We start from the raw sequence: 18,129 nt of genomic DNA, 5'->3' as shown, positions 1-18,129 counted from the left end.
ATTATCTTTCAGACGGGCTTATTATATTTGTTTGATTTTCTTTTCCTTATCAATACCTCATAAATTGCTTAGAGTTTCAAGTTAGCTTTTCACTCGCTTTTTACTTTATTTCTGTTTTTCGATATACCTGATACAGAACAGGTAAAATAATAAGGAATAGAACGGAATAAATTGTTAAAATAATCGGAACTGATCCTATCACTTTCCCACCAATTTCATAAAGAGTAAAGGTTTTAATTGCCATATTTATCTGCAAGAGCTGGTCTGGCAAAAGTCCTAATACATCTGATAATACTGAAAATCCACCCAAAAAGGATTGAATGAATAACAGTACAAATGGAATTGTAACAGCTAAAACAGTTGTATGTGTCTTGGCAGATACCAGCATGGAAACAGCTAAAATGAATAATGCTCCCACATATCCACCAATTACGGTTAAGAGGTATGCCTGCAAATAGGTAATATTGTAAAAACTTTTCCAGAAAGCCCAGCTTGTCTGAATAACACAATTTGCACCGCCAATACCTGCAACACTAAATACTACTGCGGAATATATCAGAATTACCAACCAGTAAACTCCGGTAATAACAATCAACCCAGCCGCTATTTTAGAAAAAGTCCCCCTATTTCTGCCATACCTTGCGGAAAAGAAAACAGAATCCGCTTTCCACCCAAATTCGTTTGAAAAGATACCTGCTACAAAGAAACTCATAATCAAAACGGTCAGCATAATGATTGTGGGTGCATAGCCCAAAGCAGCAGTAAAACCGCCTGCATATTCATAATAAAAAGGAGTCTCCAGTTTTTGATATTGACTAACCAGAAATGCTTTTTCCTTTTCACTGAATTGGTCTTTTGCTTCATCAGAATTAAGCCATTTCTCCAGATTTAAGATGCGGTTATCATAAAGCTTTCCAACCTCATCCTCTGATAAGCTGTCTGCCCGATAGTAATTATGTTCTCGGAACTCGGAAAATCCAGAGTTAATTAAATCCCTAATATCAGAAAATCCCTGTTTTTTGGAATAGCCAATGTTGCTGGTTTTAATATCTGTCGGGCTGTCAGGATAGGTTTCGTTGATTAGCCGATTTTGCCGAATGACCTCTCGAAGCACATCTTCTGTGATCAGGCCTTCCCATTCCGCTTTTGTATCACGCAAGTACCTTGCTGCCGCAATTCCTGTGTGTGTATCCCCCTCCTCATCCACATAGCCCATGGAAGATATTGCAAAATAGCAAGTAACAGCGATGGCTGCCAGCAATACGATCAGACCGATTTTATTTGCAGTTTTTGAAAATATCTTTTTTATTTCAAATCGAATCATTCCATGTCACCACCCTTTTCTCCAAAATAATACAAAAAGACGTCTTCTAAATTAGGGCGCACAAGTCTTGCATGTTCAAGCGGCTGCCTGGCAGAAATAATTCGTAATTCAACAGTACCATTTTCTGATTTCATATTAGATACTTTATATTGTTTCATCAACTTTGCTGCTTTTTCATGGGAAGTCTGACAAGCCCATACTTTTTGCGGCATGGAAGATACGATTTCATCTAAATTCCCTTGCTGCAAAATCTTACCGTCTTTCATAAGCCAAATATCCTTTGCAATATACTCCACATCCGAAACAATGTGAGTAGATAATATAACAATACGGTTTTCTGACAGTTCACTGATTAGATTGCGAAAACGTATTCTTTCTGCGGGGTCAAGTCCGGCAGTTGGTTCATCCAAAATCAAAATTTTAGGGTCATTCAGTATCGCTTGTGCAATGCCAGCCCGACGTTTCATGCCTCCGGATAATTTCCGCATTTTTTTATTAGCAGCTTTGGAAAGTCCTACCTGTGCAAGTAGTTTGTTTACTTTTTTCTTTGCCACAATCGGGCGAATCCCTTTTAAGGCTGCAATGTATAAAAGATAATCCTTTACCGTAAATTCCGGATAAAATCCAAATTCCTGCGGCAAATATCCTAAAAGATTCCGGTACTCGCCGCCCATTCCCCCAATATCCTGCCCGTCACATAATATCTTTCCACTTGTAGGGGTCAGCAGTGAGCATATCATTTTCATTAAAGTGGTTTTTCCAGCACCATTGACACCTAAAAGACCATACACACCATTTGAAATCGTAAGATTCAGGTTGTTTACTGCTCGAAAATTTCCAAACTCTTTTGTCAGATTAACTAATTGTAGTTCCACTTAAATCCACCTCCCAGAATTTATTACAATCAAATATGGTTTTATAAATTGCACCAATCAGAAAAACAACAGCAGTTCCAAACAAAGCATACCAAACCGGAAGTGTAATGAGAACGTAAATGGTTTCGTTATTGATAATGAACCACCATATTCCGCTCCATAACAGGCAGAGAATAATAGAAGTTCCCTCATTTACACGACTATTGCTGCACAACGTACCAAAGCAAATGCAAGCAGTCACCACGGCTGGAAACAAAAACTGGATGACAATTTCTGATAGCGCGAGATTGACACTTCCTCTAAGTGTGATACAAAACAGGCTTATCATAAATAAATCGACAATTCCAAATAGAAAGATTCTGGCTGCATATATCTGTCGCAATGAATAAAGGCAGGTCGCTTCTATCTGCATACAGTCACAAGATTTGTTTTTCCAAAATTCCGGTATCATCAGAACAATAAAGAGTACCCCTATCATACCTAACATTCTTATCACATACCTATTGTCTAAAAGATCTGGCAAAAGGGTTGCAGCAGTCCATAACAAAAGCATTTGCAGCAGCCACCACCGCTTGCGTATAAGATGTAACTCTGTCCATAAAAATTCCCAATACGTTAGTTGCCTTTCCTGCTCAACGGAGCAATAACTTTCTATTGATTTTCTTACGGTTTCTTTTATGTGCTGTTCATCAGGAATAATATTCTGATTTTCCCGATACCTTTTGAGTTGTTCTTCAATATTCACAAAATCACTCCTCCCTTAGCAGTCTTTCTAAATGTGTTTTTGCCTGTTTTACCCGGTATTTTACTAATGGCAAACCTATTTGTAAGGTGCTGGATATTTCTGTAAGTTTCAGTTCCTGAAAGTAATACAAGATAATAACTTCCCTTAATTCAGCGGGTAATCTATCCAGAGCTGCCTTAATCGTCAGCCTGTTAAGAAGCTCGTCTGTTTCAGGGGGATGTAAACAATCTTGAATTTCTAAAGACTGTTCCTCTAACAAACTTTCTCGGATTTTTTTATAGGAATCCCTGCAAAGATTTCCAGCAATCGTATACAAATAATTTTTGGTTTTTCCCATATAACGGTAGTCAGATAATTTCTCGAAGAAGCGCAAAAAAGTTTCCTGTGTTAAATCTTCTGCGGTTGATGTATCAGGGCAATGATAGTTACAATAGTTCAATATTTCCTTATAGTATTTGCGAACAAATACATCAAAAGCATTTTCGTCTCCACGCTTCATTCTTTGTAGCAACAAAAAATCTATATCCACGAAATCCTCCTTTCCCGTTATTGAAAGTCAATGCGCATTTCTCTTTCTACCATGTATAACGAATGAACACTGTAAAAAGATAGTGTGGCTTCATTTTTTATAAAATTTTTTTCCAGATAGATTGCTTATCCCTATTTATTATATTGAATTGCCCTTATAGCTTCAAGATAGATAATTTGACACCAATTCATCACTTGACATTGTGGCAAAAATGTATTTTCGCATGATGACTTGAAGGACTCCGGAGCATACAGCTACTTCTTAAAACTCGATTCAACAAAAACGTATTTTTATGCATTTAGATTTAGGGTAGATCAAAATAATAATATAATTGCAGTTGTAATAGAACCTATTCCAATGCAGTATTGGTCAGAAGATTGAGCTTGATTGAAAACTTACATTTTTAAAGGATTGCTTTGTAAAATAAAAAATGCGGAAGATGGGACTTGAAGGTCTGGGCATCTCCGAAAGTACCGAAAAAAGGAGGCTTTCGACACATCGTTTTGCTTGTAACCCAGTTTGTAACCCAAATGCAAAAATATATGCTATAATGGGTAAGAATTTACTTTACAAAGCGAGGAATAAAGATTATGAAAAGAAAAATACTGGTAACAATCTTGAGCTTAATAATGGGATTATCAATCGTAGCTTGTGGCAAGCAGGGAACCCCAGCCACCACAGAATCCGTCCCTGCTACTGTTGAATCCACACAAGCAGAGTCAACAGAAGAAATTAAAGAGACAGAAACAGAAAATGAGAGCACAGAAAAAGTGGAACCAACAGAGACAGTAGAGGAAACAACAGAAAGTACAGAAGAAATGATAGAAGCAATAGACATAGAAAAAGGTGAACCACTATCAGAAAAAGACCTTACATTTAGTTTCCTTGGGTATGACACTTACAATGAATATGTTGAAGCAGGAAATACATACTCAGCACCTATGGCTTATGAGGGAGATACTGAAGACACAGAAGACGAAGATGATATAGATGTATCCATAGATAGTACAGTAAGAGGTATCAAAATTGGAGATAGTATAGACAAAGTATTTGAGTTATATGGTCCAGCAGATAAATATGACAAATACGGTAAAGGAGATTTTTCACACGATGGATTAGAAGATGTAGACAGATACATGTATTTCTTTACAGTAGATTCAACAAAAGATTATTTTTATAGTTTTAGTTTTATCACAGATCAATATAGTGATGTAATAGGATTAATAATAGAGCCTATTTCAATGAAATACTGGACAGAAGATTAAGCTTAAGAATTATTTGTTAAAAGATTAAATAAATTTTTAATTAAGCAATAACCGGAGAATGAACATTCGACAAAAGATATCACAGAATATGCCGAAGAATTTGCAAAAGTACTCGATTTTTAAGCAGTAAAAAGTTGTAACCCAACTGTAACCCAAAACTGGCTACAAACAAAAAAACAGGAAGCCTTGAATTATCAGGCTTCCCGCTTTATTAACGAATGCGGAAGATGGGACTTGAACCCACACGGTATTGCTACCACAAGATCCTTAGTCTTGCTCGTCTGCCAATTCCGACACTTCCGCATAGCGATACAAAATAATAATCATCTCGCATCACGCAAGAATGATAATAACATCTTCCCACGGCAATGTCAACATGATTTTAAAATTTGTAGGAATTTTTTATACACTTAAAACAGTTTGGAATAATGAGTATTATTTTCCTTTTACCATTTTTTAATTTCTGCTATAATAATCAATAAGAAATATGTCATAGACGGCTATCGGAAAATACAAACGAAAAGGAACAACAATTATGGAATCAAGAGTGGAACAGGCAGCAGAGAGAAAAATGTGTGGTTACAACTGTGCGCAGGCAGTGGCGTGCACGTACTGTGATCTGGCGGGAATTGACGAGGAGACAGTGAGGAATCTTACCCAGGGCTTCGCGGCAGGTATCGGTGGCAGTATGGAAGCCACCTGTGGAGCCGTCATCGGAGCGATCAATATCCTGGGACTGATCAACAAGAATCCCCAGCGGACAATGCAAGGATCACGGAAGATCATCAACCGCTTCAAGGGACAGAACGGGACAGTGATCTGTAAGGAATTAAAGGGTATTACCGACGGCGTCGTGAAGAGAGAATGCTTGGATTGCGTCAGGGATGCTGCGGCTTTTCTGGAAGCGGAATTAGCGGATATGTAATCAGCCCTATCGCGGCTATCCGGCAACGGAATCGAAGAATTTATCTTTGAAAATTCCGGTGAAGAACAGACCGTCCATATTCCAGTTCTGGAGAAAGGCAACCAGTTCTTTGATGGCATCGTTGATGCTTTGAATCGTTTCGGCAGAGACACGTTTGTTCCTGCCGTGGATTACATTAGATACCGTTGTTGCACTGACACCGGTGGCTTGTGCAATATCTCGAATAGTAACCATAATATCTCCTTTGCACGGTAGGTTTAACCTTAAACCATTAACTGAATTCAGTGTAACACGAAAAAGAAACGGGGGGCAAGAACTATGATAAAAGGAATTATATTTGATCTGGATGGTGTGCTGGTATCCACCGATGAGATGCACTATCTGGCATGGAAACGTCTGGCGGACGAATTGCAGATCACAGGATTTACGAGAGAGGACAATAGAAGACAGAGGGGAGTCAGCCGGATGGCATCGCTGGAGATCGTGCTGGAAAAAGCGGATCGTGTGTATACAGAGGAAGAAAAAGCAGAACTGGCGGAGCGGAAGAATAATTATTATCTGGAACTACTGGAGCATATGGATGAATCGGCGGTACTTAAGAACGTGAAAGAGGTACTGGCAGGATTAAAAGAAAGAGGCTTTCTGCTGGCAGTGGGATCTGCCAGTAAAAATGCACCGGTCATATTGGAGAAGACCGGGTTATTGCCATATTTGGATAAGATCGGCTGCGGACTGGATACGACAAAGTCCAAACCGGATCCGGAGGTGTTTCTTGTCGCAGCACGTAAACTGGAACTTTCTCCCGGACAATGCCTGGTGGTGGAAGACTCAGCAGCGGGAATTGAGGCAGCTGCAGCTGGCGGCATGAAGTCTCTGGGGGTAGGACCTTTTTACCGGTTACTTCATGCAGACTATGAAGCACCTATGCTGTGCGAGGTGCAGAACTGGGACGAGATTCTAAAATGAAAATGATTTGTGAAAGCTCCCTTTTTTCAGGGGAGCTTTTGTGCTATAATAAGTTCAATTACAGAAAGCCCCAAAAGGAATAAGAGACGAAATGAATACAAAAGAAACTTCAGCGGATAAAACAAAATACCGCCTGGCGGAAGCGGCGAAAAAGTGTATGGCGGCTTCCGGCACCGATGCCATGACTGTGACGCAGATCGTGCAGACCTGCGGCGTGACGAGACAGACATTTTATCGGAACTTCCAGGACAAATATGACCTGATCAACTGGTATTTTGATAAGCTCTTACTGGAATCTTTTGCACAGATGGGGGATGGGCTTACCGTATACGAAGGTTTGACCAGAAAGTTTGAATTTATTCAGAAGGAGAGGGTCTTTTTCGCGGGAGCATTCCGCTCGGACGACCACAATTCCCTGAGGGAACATGACTACGAACTGATTCTGGAGTTCTATACACAACTGATCAGGCGTAAGACCGGCAGACAGCCCGAAGAGAATATTTTATTCCCTCTGCGGCTCTATTGCAGAGGTTCTATTGATATGACCGTGGAATGGATCTTTGCTCCGAAGGAGAGAACCCCTGAGCAGATGGCGGCGCTGTTAGTAAGTGCATTTCCGGCACCGGTGACAGAATTATTCCAACAGTTAGGCGTATTACGTTAAGAAAAAATGACCAAAAACATTTGTAAAAAATAAACAAAAGTAACGGACAAAATATGAAATTTCTGTAAAAAGTGACAGTTGGGGCAAATTGTCACTTTCTTTATGCGATGTTTACAGTTAGAATAAAATTATCAATAAGATCGTTTTTATGTCGAAAGGAGATTATGTATCATGGCAAACAGAATTATGCTCAACCAGACATCTTATCACGGTGCAGGAGCAATCGCAGAAATCGTAACTGAAGCAAAGGCTCATGCTTTCCGGAAAGCATTCGTATGTTCCGATCCGGATCTGATCAAGTTCGGTGTGACCGGAAAGGTAACCGATCTGCTGGACAAGGAAGGTCTTGCTTATGAAATTTATTCCGATATTAAGGCGAACCCCACCATTGACAATGTGAAAAACGGTGTGGCTGCTTTCAAGGCATCCGGCGCAGATTATATCATCGCCATCGGCGGCGGTTCCTCCATGGATACCTCCAAAGCCATCGGCATCATCATTGCCAACCCTGAATTCGAAGATGTACGCAGCCTGGAAGGCGTAGCACCTACCAAGAAGCCCTGTGTACCCATCATCGCAGTGCCCACCACAGCAGGTACCGCAGCAGAGGTTACCATCAACTATGTTATAACCGATGTAGAGCGCAAGCGTAAGTTCGTATGCGTAGACCCTCATGATATGCCTATCATTGCTGTGGTAGATCCCGAGATGATGTCTTCTATGCCTAAGGGTCTGACCGCTTCCACCGGTATGGATGCACTGACCCATGCAATCGAAGGTTACACCACCAAGGCAGCCTGGGAGATGACCGATATGTTCCATCTGAAAGCCATCGAGATCATTTCCAAGTCCCTGCGCGGCGCGGTAGCTAATACTAAGGAAGGTCGTGAAGGCATGGCTCTGGGTCAGTACATTGCCGGTATGGGCTTCTCCAACGTAGGTCTTGGTATCGCTCATTCCATGGCGCATACCCTGGGTGCTGTCTATGATACCCCTCATGGTGTTGCCTGCGCAATGATGCTTCCTATCGTTATGGAATACAATGCTGACTGCACCGGTGAAAAGTATCGTGAGATCGCCCGTGCTATGGGTGTGGAAGGTGTAGATCAGATGGACCAGGCTACCTACCGTAAGGCTGCTGTTGACGCAGTTCGCAAGCTGTCCGAGGATGTAGGTATTCCTTCCAAGCTGGAAGCACTGAAGGAAGAGGATCTTCCTTTCCTGGCAGAGTCCGCACATGCAGATGCCTGCGCACCCGGTAACCCCAAGGATGCAAGTGTAGAGGATCTGACCGCATTATTCCGCAAGTTAATGTAATCATTAAATTTGCTACTGTTTTTCTGAAAAATAATATGGTATGCTGTAACTATTCAGAATAGTTACAGCATGCTGGATAACGAGCAGGCTTGCGAGAGCAGACCTGCTCGTTTTTAAAAGAAAAATGGATGAAAGCAACAGGACAAAGGAAACAATAATGGGCAATACAAAACATACCAAAGAGCAGATCCGTGAAAGGATCCAACGCAAAAAGCTCCTCTTTGACGGAGCCTTCGGGACCTATTATGGAGGAAAATATGACACGAAACAACTGCCGGAGCTGGCGAATCTGGAAGCCCCGGAACGGGTGAAGGAGATTCATACGGAGTACCTCGAAGCGGGAGCGCAGATTCTGCGTACCAACACCTTTGCAGCCAACAGCTTCTGCATGGATATGTCCAAAGAACAGATCGAGGAGACTCTGCGAAGCGGCGTACGCCTGGCGAGAGAGGTGGTGGCTGCGTGGAGAGAACGCACCGGTGAGACGAAAGAAGTCTATATCGCCGGAGATATCGGACAGATCCCTTGTGATGCGCTGGCACAGAAGGATACTTTATGCCGCGAATACGAAGAGATCTGTCGTATTTTTCTGGAAGAGGGTGTGGACTTTTTTGTCTTTGAAACATTTTCCGAGATGGAAGAGATCCTGCCTGCAATCAAAATGATCGGTGAACAGGCATTTATTACGGTACAATTCTCTGTGAACCAGTTCGGTTACAGCAATGCAGGCTTAAGTGCCAGAAAGCTGTTGCAGAGAGCGGGAGCGATCAAAGAGATCGATGCCGTGGGCTTTAACTGCGGTGTGGGACCTTCACATATGTACCGGATCCTGCAGACACTTTATAAGCCCGCAGATAAATTCCTCACAGCCCTTCCGAATGCCGGTTACCCGCAGATGGTCACCGGACGCATGATCTTCACCGGGGATAACAGAGAATATTTTGTGGACAGAATGCAGCAGATGATAGCTCTTGGTGTGGATATGGCAGGAGGGTGCTGCGGTACGACACCGGAATATATCGCAGATCTTGCCGGAAAGCTGGACTTTACCCAGTATCCGCAGGCACAGGAAAAGGCAGAACCGGAGAAAAAACAAGTTGGCACAGAGGATCATTCTTTTTACCATAAAAAGGAAGCAGAAGGCAGGAAGAAACTGATCGCCGTCGAACTGGCACCTCCTATGGGGATTGACGATGAAAAACTGATGGATGCCGCACATCTGCTGCAGAGAAGCGGTGTGGATGTACTGACTTTTCCGGATTCCCCCTCAGGACGTACCAGGGCGGATTCTATTCTCATGGCGGAAAAGGTAGCGCGGGAGACCGGTATGTGTGTCATGCCTCATATCTGTTGTCGTGATAAAAATGCTATCGCTATGCGCTCCCAGCTATTAGGAGCTTATATCAATAGTATCCACAATTTCCTTGTGATCACCGGCGATCCGATCCCCTCCCTGGTGCGTACCACGGTAAAGAGTGTGTTCAATTTTGACTCCGTAGGTCTCATGCAGATCCTTGCGGATATGAACGAAGAGCAATTTGCACAGGCACCGGTAAGCTACGGCGGTGCCATCAATCAGGGCAGACGGAATCTCGAGGTGGAGATCGGCAGAGTGAAGAAGAAAATGGCGGCAGGAGCCACATTTTTCCTGACCCAGCCAATATCCACGAAGGAGAGCGCGGACAGAGTGCGCCGGATCAAGGAGGAGACCGGAGCCAGGATACTCTGTGGCATCATGCCGTTTGTGAGCCTTAAGAATGCCACATTTATGAAAAATGAGATGGCGGGCATTGATGTGACGGACGAAGTGCTGGCGAGATACCGTGCGGATATGACCAGAGAAGAGGGAGAACAGGCCGGCGTACAGTTGGCGAAGGAAGTGATTGCCATGACGGAGGACTTCGCGGACGGCTATTATTTCTCTTTCCCCTTCAATCGGGTGACTATGCTGGAAAAAATACTGGATTAATGGGATGTTTTTCAAAAACCGATCAAAAAAAGCGTTAATAAATCTTGGAATCATCCGAAGTAAGTAGTATACTGTAATTAGTAGCAAAGAGCTTATGGCCAAAAGGCTGATTCAAAACAGTTAACACGGAGGTGACTGTGATGAGTATTAATATTCAGGCAAAAACGAATTATTCTTTTCTGTTTTCCGGACTGAGTTCCTCTGCATCCAATGCGCTAAGTGGCAACTGGCTGGCAGATTATGCAAGTATTAAGAACGGCAGCTACGGGAAGCTGATGAAGGCATACTATGCCAAGGACAGCGGCGATAGCAAGACCGCAGCTTCCCATATAACAAACAGGACGACTTCCACAGAGGCACAGAAGACGGCGCTGGCGAAGGTTGAGACCACGACAGATGCTCTGAAGGAATCCGCAGATGCATTGTTGGCTACCGGGAAAAAGGATCTGTTCGCGCAGAAAGACATCATCACTAAGGATGAGAACGGTGTAGAGACTTCTGCCAAGGGGTACGACACTGACGCAATCTACAGTGCGGTGAACAGCTTTGTGACAAATTACAATAGCGTGATGGCTGCTGTGGATGATGTGAGCGATACCACAGTAAATAACCGCGCGGAATCTCTTGGGAACACTACCATTGCCAACAGTAAACAGCTGGCGAAGATTGGTATCACCATGAAAAATGACGGCACCTTATCACTGGACAAGGATGCTTTTATGAAAGCGGATATGTCTGCTGTAAAGAATTTGTTCCAGGGAAATGGCTCCTACGGCTACCGTGTATCCGCACAGAGCTCCATGATCAATTTTGCAGCAGATCATGCATCTTCCAGAAGCAGTCTGTACACCGGAAGCGCAGGATATACCGGTCTTTATAATGCAGGTAACCTGTTCAGCTCTTATATGTAATATATTCACTATTTTATATATTTTTTAAATTATTTGAAAAATAATGTTGACATTTGGCGCAGAGTGGTGTAAGATACACTTGTTCGCAGAAATGGCGGAATTGGCAGACGCGCACGGTTCAGGTCCGTGTGGTAGTGATACCATGAGGGTTCAAGTCCCTCTTTCTGCATTGCAAAGCGGTGATCATAAGATTACCGCTTTTGTTTTTCCCAACATTCTTATTCCCGGACTTTTGGGATTATTTTTCAAATTATTTGAAAAATAGTGTTGACATTTATAACAAAATACTGTAAGATACATCTTGTTCGCAGAAATGGCGGAATTGGCAGACGCGCACGGTTCAGGTCCGTGTGGTAGTGATACCATGAGGGTTCAAGTCCCTCTTTCTGCATCACATGGCGGTGACCGAAAGGTTGCCGCCTTTGTTGTATTCGGAATCTTATGATGCCAGGGTCAAAAGGTCTAAGCCCACATGAGCTTGCTCATAGGTGGGTGAAAGACCTTAGGACCCGCCCCGATATGAGCATAAAAGTGGGATGATAATCCCACGATATGCGAATATTGGGTAGAATTGTGAGAGTGCGTAGCACGAAGCAATTCGTAGGCATCAAAGTCGGGGGCTTTTGACCCCGACATCATCCTATAAGAATATTATAAGAAATCAGGGAAGAGGTGAAAAGTATGGCAACCAGTAAAAGGGACAGGCTAAAAACAGACAGAGCGTCGAAAGTGCGCAAGGACTGGTACAAGCTGGATCTGTCCGCTATCGTATATCCTACTTTGCAGCGAAGAGATTTTTCTTCGGTGTACCGGTTGTCCGTTCTGCTTAAGGAAGAAATCGATCCCGAGATGCTGCAGCGTGCGGTGAATCTGACCATGCCCCGTTTCCCCACGTATAAGGCAGCCATCCGGAAAGGGGTATTCTGGAGATACTTGGAGCCGAATGACCGCCCGGGACCTTTTGTGCAGGAGGATGTAAAAAATCCCTGCCAGCCCATGTATTTTAAAGCCAACAATCGTTATCTGGTAAGGATCTATTATTATCGTAACCGGATCGCACTGGAGGCGCATCATAGTCTTGGAGACGGTACCGGAGGCATGTGTGTGTTACAGACTCTGACGGCCACCTATCTGCGCCTGAAAGGGCATGCGGAGATCGAAAACGGTGGTTTTGTGCTGGATATTTTAGGAACACCGGATCCGGGAGAACTGGAAGACGCCTACATGAAATATGCCAACGCCAAGGTATGTCCACCCAGACCGGGAGAGAAGACTTACCGCGTCCGGGGGACGAAGGAACCTTTTTACACCCTGAATATCATAGACGGTATTATGTCGGTGGCGGAGGTCATGAAAGTGGCGAAAAGCTATAATGCCACTATTACGGAATATCTAAATGCTGTGTTACTCTATGCCTTGATGCAGAAGCAGGAGAGCGAGTGGCACTTGAAACTTCGCCCGGTGAAGATTGCCATGCCGGTGAATCTGCGGCGCTTTTTCCCGTCGAAAACCCTGCGGAACTTTATCACCATGATTTATCCGGGGGTCGATCCGAGACTGGGAGAGTATACTTTTGAGGAGATCGTGACGCAGGTGCATAACTATATGCGCTATTATCTGAATGAAAAGCTGTTGCGGGGCGACATCACCACCAACGCGGAGACCCAGAGGAATCCTTTCATCCGCATTGTGCCGCTGTTTATCAAGGATCTGGTGGTCCGGCAGTTCTATACGAAGATCCAGGATAAGAACTCTTCGGCGGGTCTGACCAACATGGGGGCATTAAAAGTGCCGGAGACTATGAAGCCCTATATTGAGCGGTTTGATATTTATATGGGACAGCCTTTTTCTACGAGAACGAACTGTGCCATTGCAAGCTTTGAAGATATCCTGACCATCAATTTTGCCAGCAGTATTGCCGAGACGGACGTGGAACGATTGTTTTTCCGCAAGCTGGTACAGGATGGCATTCATGTGAAAATTGAGAGTAACCGGTAATTCTTCCGGTTAGAAAGGAAATGCTTATGTCATATTGTGTAAATTGCGGCGTGGAACTGGACGCTTCGGCGACAAAGTGCCCGCTGTGCGATACCCCGGTCTATAACCCCAAAGCACCGGAACCTGCGACGCAGCCGTCTCCATTTCCAAAGGAAAAAGGGCAGGTGGAAGTGGTAAAAAGAAAAGACTTAGGGGTGCTGCTGACGGTTATCGTACTGGCGACTGCAGCCACCTGTGGCCTGCTGAACGCTTTTGTGTTCCAAAGCAACCTGTGGTCCTTAGCTGTGATCGGAGTATTTCTGGTGCTGTGGGTGATCATGATCCCGGTGGTCATTTATACGAGACAGCCAATCTATCTGTCGATTCTGTTAGACGGCGTGGCAGTGGTCGTATATCTGTATCTGCTGACTTATCTGACGGGACATAACGGCTGGTTCTATGGACTGGGCCTTCCGATTGTACTGTTGGTGACAGCGGTGGTGGAAGCGGTGACCTTATGTATCCGGAGACTTCCGATGTCTTTCCTTACGGGAGCGTTGTATCTGATCTCGGGAATCGCCGTCTTGTGTGTGGGACTGGAACTGCTGATCGATCGTTACTTAAGACAGGAGATCATGCTTGGCTGGTCAGCTATTGTACTGACGGTCTGCGTGATCGTGGATATTACCATTGCAACTCTTTTATCCCGAAGAAGACTGCGTAATGCGGTACGTCGGAGATTGCATTTTTAATAACTGTTCAGAGCCATGAACTGCGATTTTGCGAATTGAGGTGCTGAATCGTTATCAAATATTTTAACAGGAGGAATTTATGGCACTGGTAGGAAAAAACAGTGAGAAGAACAATCAGAATTTAATGCAGCTGATCCGCAGAGTCCACGGTTTTGTGGAGAATCCGGATCTGGAGAAACACAGACAGTCCCAGGATCACATTGGTGAACTGTTAGGGAACAGCAGAGAAATGCAGTACCGTCCGGTGGAGATCGAAGGTATGGAAGCGGAGTGGGTCAGTGTGAACCGCGCCCATATGAAAAAATATGTGATCCTGCACTGTCACGGTGGCGGATATTCCACGGGCAGCAGTGTCTATGCCAGAACCCTGACTTCCAAACTGGCAGCGGGGACCTCCATGGATGTATTGTGTTTTGACTATCGCCTGGCGCCGGAACATCCTTATCCGGCAGCTACGGAGGATGCCATGAAAGCCTGGAATTATCTGATGCTTTTGGGATACGGAGCCAGAGATGTGATCGTTACCGGGGATTCCGCCGGAGGCAACCTGGCACTTTCTCTGGTGTTAAAAATAAAAGAGCAGGAGCGTCTGCTTCCGAGGGGAATCGTGTTGATGTCCCCATGGACGGATCTCACCGGCGAAGGCAAGACTTTTCAGACCAAAGCGGAACTGGATCCGGTACTGGATAAGGAGTATATTGACCGCATGACAAAGGCCTATGCACCGGCCATGGATCTGACGGATCCTTATATTTCCCCACTGTACGGAGATTTTCACGGATTCCCGCCCGTATATATCCAGGTGGGAGAGAATGAGATCCTGTTAGACGATTCCCTGCGGTTATATAAGAACCTCATCAAAGCCGGAGTATCCGCCCACATCGACCGTTTTCCGGGAATGTGGCATGTATTCCAGATGTCACCCTTCAAAAAAGCCAACGAAGCGATGGATAAAAACGCGGAATTCATCTATTCCGTGTGCAGATAAAAAATCTTTTGATATAAAAAGGATTTTTCGGACAGGCACAGAATATTAGAAGTAGGGGCAGGAGGAACTATGACGATCAGAGAAAGCTTGGAACAGTGGGAAAAGGATTATTTAAGTCCGTATGCATCATTGAGTGTGAACTCCAAAGGGCGTCTGCGACCGGAGGAACAGTGTGATATCCGTCCGGTATTCCAGAGAGACAGAGACCGTATTATCCATTGCAAGGCATTCCGCAGGTTGAAGGATAAGACACAGGTATTCTTAACGCCCGAAGGCGATCATTACCGCACGAGACTGACGCATACGCTGGAGGTATCCCAGACGGCCAGAACCATAGCCAAGGCACTGAAACTGAATGAGGACCTGGTGGAAGCCATTGCACTGGGACATGATCTGGGGCACACGCCATTCGGACATGCCGGGGAACGTGCGTTAAACAGAGTATGCCCGTTTGGATTTGAACATGCCGAGCAGAGTGTCCGCACGGTGGATATCCTGGAGAAGGACGGCAAGGGACTGAATCTGACCTACGAGGTGCGTGACGGTATAAGAAACCACCAGACCATCGGCAAACCCCACACCCTGGAAGGCAAGATCGTCAGACTTTCCGATAAAATTGCCTACATTCATCACGATATGGACGATGCTATCCGCGGAGGAATCCTCACGGAAGCGGATGTACCTAAGGAGATCTGTGAAGTGATCGGCAGCAGTCCAACCGAGAGACTGGATCATTTTATTCATGATATCGTGACTAACAGCATGGACAAAAATGATATTCTGATGTCGGAGCCTGTGGCGGATGCCATGACGAAGATCAGACAGTTCATGTTTGAGAGAGTTTATAAGAATCCGGTGGCAAAGAGCGAAGAAGGAAAAGCAGAAATGCTGATGGAGACCTTGTACCAGCATTTCTTGAAAAATTTAGATGATCTGCCGGAAGAGTATCTGAACCTCCTCTCCGTGGGAGAACCCAGAGAAAAGGTCGTCTGCGATTATGTGGGAGCTATGACAGACCGTTTTGCCATTGCGGTATATGAAGATATCTACATACCCAAGTCCTGGCAGCGATAGGCACAAGACAAAATAGGAGTTAAAAACGTGTATTACCCCGAAGAACTGGTAGAAGAAGTCAGAGCCAGGAATGACATCGTGGATGTGATCTCCGGCTATGTCTCATTGAAAAAAAAGGGAAGCAACTATTGGGGCTGCTGTCCTTTTCATAACGAAAAAACACCTTCTTTTTCGGTGTCGTCCAATAAGCAGATGTATTATTGCTTCGGATGCCATGCCAGTGGAAATGTATATACGTTTCTCATGAAGTATGAAAACGATACTTTTCCGGAGGCAATCAAGATCCTGGCAGACCGCGCCGGGGTAAAGCTCCCCGAGGTAGAGGAGACGCCGGAACAGAAGAAAAAGGCAGGCAAGCGCATGCGCCTGCTGGAAGTTAACAAAGAAGCGGCGAAATATTTTTACTATATGTTACGTGATCCCCGTGGTGAAGTGGGAATGCGGTATCTGACAGAGCGAAAACTCACCGATGAGACCATGCACCATTTCGGACTGGGCTATGCCGGGAAAAACGGCGAGCAGGTGGTACAGTATCTGCGGAAAAAAGGATTTACGGACGAAGAGATCAAGGATTCCGGACTGGCAATGTTTTCCGAACAGCGGGGACTGCGCAGTCAGTTCTGGAATCGTGTCATGTTCCCCATACAGGACATTAACCACAGAGTCATCGGCTTCGGCGGCAGAGTCATGGGAGATGGGGAACCGAAATACCTGAACTCCCCGGAGACCATGATCTTCGATAAGAGGCGGAACCTCTACGGACTGAATTTCGCAAGAACCGCCAGGACAGGCAATATCATCCTGTGCGAGGGTTATATGGATGTGATCGCCATGCACCAGGCGGGCTTCACTCAGGCAGTGGCATCCCTGGGAACGGCATTTACGGTGGAGCAGGCAAATCTCCTGCACCGCTATGCGGAAAATATCCTGTTAGCCTACGACAGCGACGGTGCCGGGACCAAGGCAGCGCTTCGGGGTATCGGCATCTTAAGAGAAGCGGGACTTACCGGTAAGGTCATCAACATGCGGCCCTACAAGGACCCGGATGAATTTATTAAAAATCTGGGCAAAGAAGCTTTTCAGGAGCGCATCGATCAGGCGGAGAACAGTTTTTATTTCGAGATCCGTATCTTAAGCGAACAATACGATCAGAGCGACCCGGAACAGAGGACGAAGTTCCACAGAGAGATCGCACAGAAGCTGTGTGAGTTCTCGGAAGACCTGGAACGGGAGAATTACCTGCAGGCGATCGCCGAGAAATACATGATCCGCCCGGATGACCTTCGGAAGATGGTCGTAGGCTATGCATCCCAGACAGGATTAGCCAAGCCGATTCAGCGTCCCAGAAGCGGTGTGCAGAATAAAAGCGATCCGGCGGAGAACGGAAGGCGGTCCCAAAGGCTTCTGATCACCTGGATCAGCGATGATCCTTCCCTGTATACCATTGTACGGAAATATATTTCACCGGAGGATTTTACCGAGGAATTGTACCGGAAGGTGGCAGAGAGAATGTTCGCGGAGTTAGACAGTGGACAGTTCCAGCCGGCGGGAATCATCAGTATGTTTGAGGATGAAGAGGAACAGAGGCAGGCGGCGGAGCTTTTCCACACCACACTTCCCGAATTATCCACAAGACAGGAGAGAGAAAGAGCTTTTCACGATATACTACTGGCCGTCAAACGCAACAGTTACCAGTATTGCATGACCAATCTGGGAAACGATGTCAATGCAGTCATGCAGGCAGTGAAGGGCAAAAAAGCACTGGAAGAATTACAAAGGACCCATATTTCCCTGGAATAATGGGATTTATGTTTCCAGATAGTTATAAAAAATACGAAATATGGCTAT

The 18,129-nt window shown here is 44.9% G+C and carries 17 protein-coding genes and 3 tRNA genes; 14 read left to right on the top strand and 6 right to left on the bottom strand.

Features of this window, described 5'->3' with window-relative positions; genetic code table 11:
• Positions 1-100 precede the first annotated feature (100 nt).
• The 4 genes from ACTRDR_RS02965 to ACTRDR_RS02950 are packed head-to-tail and all read right to left on the bottom strand — an operon-like array spanning position 101 to position 3,473.
• Positions 101-1,324: an ABC transporter permease gene (locus ACTRDR_RS02965; RefSeq protein WP_118550569.1), complete on the bottom strand. Its 1,224-nt coding sequence runs from the start codon at positions 1,322-1,324 to the stop codon at positions 101-103.
• Positions 1,321-2,199, bottom strand: coding sequence for an ABC transporter ATP-binding protein (locus ACTRDR_RS02960; RefSeq protein ID WP_058351264.1), 879 nt, complete (start codon positions 2,197-2,199; stop codon positions 1,321-1,323). Before ACTRDR_RS02960 ends, ACTRDR_RS02965 begins: the two co-directional genes overlap by 4 nt.
• A complete protein-coding gene (locus ACTRDR_RS02955) occupies positions 2,180-2,944 on the bottom strand; it encodes a hypothetical protein (RefSeq protein WP_440526098.1) in 765 nt (254 codons plus the stop codon). Before ACTRDR_RS02955 ends, ACTRDR_RS02960 begins: the two co-directional genes overlap by 20 nt.
• 4 nt (positions 2,945-2,948) lie before the next feature.
• The gene (locus tag ACTRDR_RS02950; RefSeq protein ID WP_058351262.1) at positions 2,949-3,473 is read right to left on the bottom strand and encodes an RNA polymerase sigma factor; all 525 of its coding nucleotides are present in this window, start codon (positions 3,471-3,473) and stop codon (positions 2,949-2,951) included.
• Positions 3,474-4,063: 590 nt separating this feature from the next.
• On the opposite strand from ACTRDR_RS02950, the gene ACTRDR_RS02945 reads away from it, so the two are divergent.
• A complete protein-coding gene (locus ACTRDR_RS02945; protein WP_440526097.1) occupies positions 4,064-4,738 on the top strand; it encodes a hypothetical protein in 675 nt (224 codons plus the stop codon).
• A 219-nt stretch (positions 4,739-4,957) separates the two neighbouring features.
• On the opposite strand, the gene ACTRDR_RS02940 is transcribed toward ACTRDR_RS02945, so the two are convergent.
• Positions 4,958-5,041 (bottom strand) — tRNA-Leu (locus ACTRDR_RS02940).
• Between the two features lie 232 nt (positions 5,042-5,273).
• Between ACTRDR_RS02940 and ACTRDR_RS02935 the strand changes: the two genes are divergently transcribed.
• A complete protein-coding gene (locus ACTRDR_RS02935) occupies positions 5,274-5,663 on the top strand; it encodes a C-GCAxxG-C-C family protein (RefSeq protein WP_440526096.1) in 390 nt (129 codons plus the stop codon).
• A 15-nt stretch (positions 5,664-5,678) separates the two neighbouring features.
• On the opposite strand, the gene ACTRDR_RS02930 is transcribed toward ACTRDR_RS02935, so the two are convergent.
• Complete coding sequence (locus ACTRDR_RS02930) at positions 5,679-5,897, bottom strand: LacI family DNA-binding transcriptional regulator (protein ID WP_440526095.1); 219 nt, start codon at positions 5,895-5,897, stop codon at positions 5,679-5,681.
• 84 nt (positions 5,898-5,981) lie between these two features.
• On the opposite strand from ACTRDR_RS02930, the gene pgmB reads away from it, so the two are divergent.
• The 12 genes from pgmB (at position 5,982) to dnaG (ending at position 18,081) form a co-directional block, all read left to right on the top strand.
• On the top strand, positions 5,982-6,629 hold the full coding sequence (gene pgmB, locus ACTRDR_RS02925; RefSeq protein WP_440526094.1) for a beta-phosphoglucomutase: 648 nt from the start codon (positions 5,982-5,984) through the stop codon (positions 6,627-6,629).
• Between the two features lie 91 nt (positions 6,630-6,720).
• Positions 6,721-7,293 carry a TetR/AcrR family transcriptional regulator C-terminal domain-containing protein gene (locus tag ACTRDR_RS02920; RefSeq protein WP_022153223.1) on the top strand — a complete coding sequence of 191 codons (573 nt, stop codon included), beginning with the start codon at positions 6,721-6,723 and terminating at the stop codon, positions 7,291-7,293.
• Positions 7,294-7,464: 171 nt separating this feature from the next.
• Complete coding sequence (fucO, locus tag ACTRDR_RS02915; protein ID WP_440526093.1) at positions 7,465-8,610, top strand: lactaldehyde reductase; 1,146 nt, start codon at positions 7,465-7,467, stop codon at positions 8,608-8,610.
• Between the two features lie 157 nt (positions 8,611-8,767).
• Positions 8,768-10,579 carry a bifunctional homocysteine S-methyltransferase/methylenetetrahydrofolate reductase gene (locus tag ACTRDR_RS02910; RefSeq protein WP_440526092.1) on the top strand — a complete coding sequence of 604 codons (1,812 nt, stop codon included), beginning with the start codon at positions 8,768-8,770 and terminating at the stop codon, positions 10,577-10,579.
• Between the two features lie 140 nt (positions 10,580-10,719).
• The gene (gene fliD / locus ACTRDR_RS02905; RefSeq protein ID WP_440526091.1) at positions 10,720-11,490 is read left to right on the top strand and encodes a flagellar filament capping protein FliD; all 771 of its coding nucleotides are present in this window, start codon (positions 10,720-10,722) and stop codon (positions 11,488-11,490) included.
• A gap of 85 nt (positions 11,491-11,575) precedes the next feature.
• Positions 11,576-11,659, top strand: a tRNA-Leu gene (locus tag ACTRDR_RS02900).
• A 138-nt stretch (positions 11,660-11,797) separates the two neighbouring features.
• Positions 11,798-11,881, top strand: a tRNA-Leu gene (locus tag ACTRDR_RS02895).
• A gap of 290 nt (positions 11,882-12,171) precedes the next feature.
• The gene (locus ACTRDR_RS02890) at positions 12,172-13,488 is read left to right on the top strand and encodes an alcohol acetyltransferase (protein WP_440526090.1); all 1,317 of its coding nucleotides are present in this window, start codon (positions 12,172-12,174) and stop codon (positions 13,486-13,488) included.
• A gap of 26 nt (positions 13,489-13,514) precedes the next feature.
• Positions 13,515-14,219 (top strand): DUF6320 domain-containing protein, encoded by a 705-nt coding sequence (locus ACTRDR_RS02885; protein ID WP_440526089.1) that lies wholly within the window; start codon positions 13,515-13,517, stop codon positions 14,217-14,219.
• 79 nt (positions 14,220-14,298) lie between these two features.
• Positions 14,299-15,207: an alpha/beta hydrolase gene (locus ACTRDR_RS02880; RefSeq protein WP_440526088.1), complete on the top strand. Its 909-nt coding sequence runs from the start codon at positions 14,299-14,301 to the stop codon at positions 15,205-15,207.
• A gap of 69 nt (positions 15,208-15,276) precedes the next feature.
• Positions 15,277-16,281, top strand: coding sequence for a deoxyguanosinetriphosphate triphosphohydrolase (locus tag ACTRDR_RS02875; RefSeq protein ID WP_440526087.1), 1,005 nt, complete (start codon positions 15,277-15,279; stop codon positions 16,279-16,281).
• Between the two features lie 27 nt (positions 16,282-16,308).
• Positions 16,309-18,081 (top strand): DNA primase, encoded by a 1,773-nt coding sequence (gene dnaG, locus ACTRDR_RS02870; RefSeq protein WP_440526086.1) that lies wholly within the window; start codon positions 16,309-16,311, stop codon positions 18,079-18,081.
• Positions 18,082-18,129 lie beyond the last annotated feature (48 nt).

Source organism: Simiaoa sp. (assembly GCF_051972595.1).
GTDB classification, from domain to species: Bacteria; Bacillota; Clostridia; order Lachnospirales; family Lachnospiraceae; genus Acetatifactor; species Acetatifactor hominis.
This window is presented reverse-complemented; position numbering and strand designations above follow the sequence as displayed.

Excerpts from the sequence above, each read along its gene's own strand:
- ACTRDR_RS02965 (WP_118550569.1), bottom strand. The coding sequence starts at position 1,324 with ATGATTCGATTTGAAATAAAAAAGATATTTTCAAAAACTGCAAATAAA.
- ACTRDR_RS02945 (WP_440526097.1), top strand. The coding sequence starts at position 4,064 with ATGAAAAGAAAAATACTGGTAACAATCTTGAGCTTAATAATGGGATTA.
- ACTRDR_RS02935 (WP_440526096.1), top strand. The coding sequence starts at position 5,274 with ATGGAATCAAGAGTGGAACAGGCAGCAGAGAGAAAAATGTGTGGTTAC.
- ACTRDR_RS02930 (WP_440526095.1), bottom strand. The coding sequence starts at position 5,897 with ATGGTTACTATTCGAGATATTGCACAAGCCACCGGTGTCAGTGCAACA.
- pgmB (WP_440526094.1), top strand. The coding sequence starts at position 5,982 with ATGATAAAAGGAATTATATTTGATCTGGATGGTGTGCTGGTATCCACC.
- ACTRDR_RS02920 (WP_022153223.1), top strand. The coding sequence starts at position 6,721 with ATGAATACAAAAGAAACTTCAGCGGATAAAACAAAATACCGCCTGGCG.
- fucO (WP_440526093.1), top strand. The coding sequence starts at position 7,465 with ATGGCAAACAGAATTATGCTCAACCAGACATCTTATCACGGTGCAGGA.
- ACTRDR_RS02910 (WP_440526092.1), top strand. The coding sequence starts at position 8,768 with ATGGGCAATACAAAACATACCAAAGAGCAGATCCGTGAAAGGATCCAA.
- fliD (WP_440526091.1), top strand. The coding sequence starts at position 10,720 with ATGAGTATTAATATTCAGGCAAAAACGAATTATTCTTTTCTGTTTTCC.
- ACTRDR_RS02890 (WP_440526090.1), top strand. The coding sequence starts at position 12,172 with ATGGCAACCAGTAAAAGGGACAGGCTAAAAACAGACAGAGCGTCGAAA.
- ACTRDR_RS02885 (WP_440526089.1), top strand. The coding sequence starts at position 13,515 with ATGTCATATTGTGTAAATTGCGGCGTGGAACTGGACGCTTCGGCGACA.
- ACTRDR_RS02880 (WP_440526088.1), top strand. The coding sequence starts at position 14,299 with ATGGCACTGGTAGGAAAAAACAGTGAGAAGAACAATCAGAATTTAATG.
- ACTRDR_RS02875 (WP_440526087.1), top strand. The coding sequence starts at position 15,277 with ATGACGATCAGAGAAAGCTTGGAACAGTGGGAAAAGGATTATTTAAGT.